Source organism: Variovorax sp. CF079 (genome assembly GCF_900101545.1).
GTDB lineage: Bacteria > Pseudomonadota > Gammaproteobacteria > Burkholderiales > Burkholderiaceae_C > Variovorax.
The window spans coordinates 6,437-7,809 of record NZ_FMZU01000050.1; the positions used below are offsets into that span (position 1 = coordinate 6,437).

General features: G+C 70.7%; 2 protein-coding genes. Both read left to right on the forward strand.

What is annotated here, in order from left to right; genetic code table 11:
• Positions 1-365: isocitrate/isopropylmalate family dehydrogenase (locus BLS74_RS33370; protein ID WP_244504145.1), on the forward strand; the 365-nt coding region annotated here is incomplete at its 5' end.
• A 19-nt stretch (positions 366-384) separates the two neighbouring features.
• Positions 385-1,373: aldehyde dehydrogenase family protein (locus tag BLS74_RS33375; protein ID WP_093112314.1), on the forward strand; the 989-nt coding region annotated here is incomplete at its 3' end.

The window sequence follows — 1,373 nt, forward strand, 5'->3', positions numbered from 1 at the left end:
CGAGCAACCTGTTCGGCGACATCCTCTCCGACCTCGGCCCCGCGACCACCGGCACCATCGGCCTGGCGCCCTCGGCCAACCTCAACCCGGATCGCAAGTTCCCGTCGCTCTTCGAGCCGGTGCACGGCTCGGCGCCCGACATCTACGGCCAGAACATCGCCAACCCGATCGCGATGATCTGGTCGGGGGCGCTGATGCTGGACTTCCTCACGCAAGGACAGGGCGCAGGCCGCGCCGCGCACGACGCGATCCTGGGCGCCATCGAGGCGGTGCTGCGCGAAGGCCCGCGCACCCGCGACCTCGGCGGCACGGCCTCCACCACCGAACTGGGCATCGCGATCGCCGAGCGCGTCGCTGCAGCCTGAAACCTCCATGACAAACACCATGACACTGACTCTCGAACGCCAGGACCTGATGCCCGGACGCCAGCTGATCGGCGCCGAATGGCGCGAGGCGAGCGACGAACGCCGCCTCGACGTCACCGACCCTGCCACCGGCGCCGTCTTCGCCAGCGTGCCCGACGGCACGGCCGCGGACGCACGCGCCGCGGTCGATGCCGCGCATGCCGCCTTCCCAGCCTGGCGCGCGGTGCCCGCCAAGCAGCGCGCCCAGATCATCAAGCGCTGGAACGACCTGGTGATGGCGCACCAGGAGGATCTCGGCCGGCTGATCTCGCGCGAGCAGGGCAAGCCGCTGGCCGAGGGCCGGGGCGAGGTGGCCTATGCCGCCAGCTACATCGAGTGGTTTGCCGAGGAAGCCACGCGCGCCAACGGCGACGTGATTCCCGCCCCGGTGCCGGGACGGCGCATGTTCGCGCTGAAGGAGCCGGTGGGCGTGGTCGCCACCATCACGCCGTGGAACTTCCCGGCCGCCATGATCGCGCGCAAGATCGCGCCGGCGCTCGCGGCCGGATGCACCGTGGTCTGCAAGCCGGCCGAGGACACGCCGCTGACCTCGCTGGCCCTGGTCAAGCTGGCCCAGGAGGCCGGGGTGCCGGCGGGCGTGTTGAACATCGTCACTGCCTCGCGCGAACGCACGCCCGAGGTGGTGGACGTCTGGCTGGACGATGCGCGCGTGCGCAAGATCAGCTTCACCGGCTCCACGCCGGTGGGCCAGCATCTGGCGCGCCGCTCGGCCGACACGCTCAAGAAGCTCTCGCTCGAGCTCGGCGGGAACGCACCCTTCATCGTCTTCGAAGACGCCGACATCGACGCCGCCGTCGAAGGCCTGATGGTGGCCAAGTTCCGCAACGGCGGCCAGACCTGCGTCTGCCCGAACCGCGTGTTCGTGCAAGCCAAGGTGCATGACGCCTTCGTCGACAAGCTGGCCGCACGGGTCGGCGCACTCAAGGTCGGCCCGGCCACCGAGCCCGA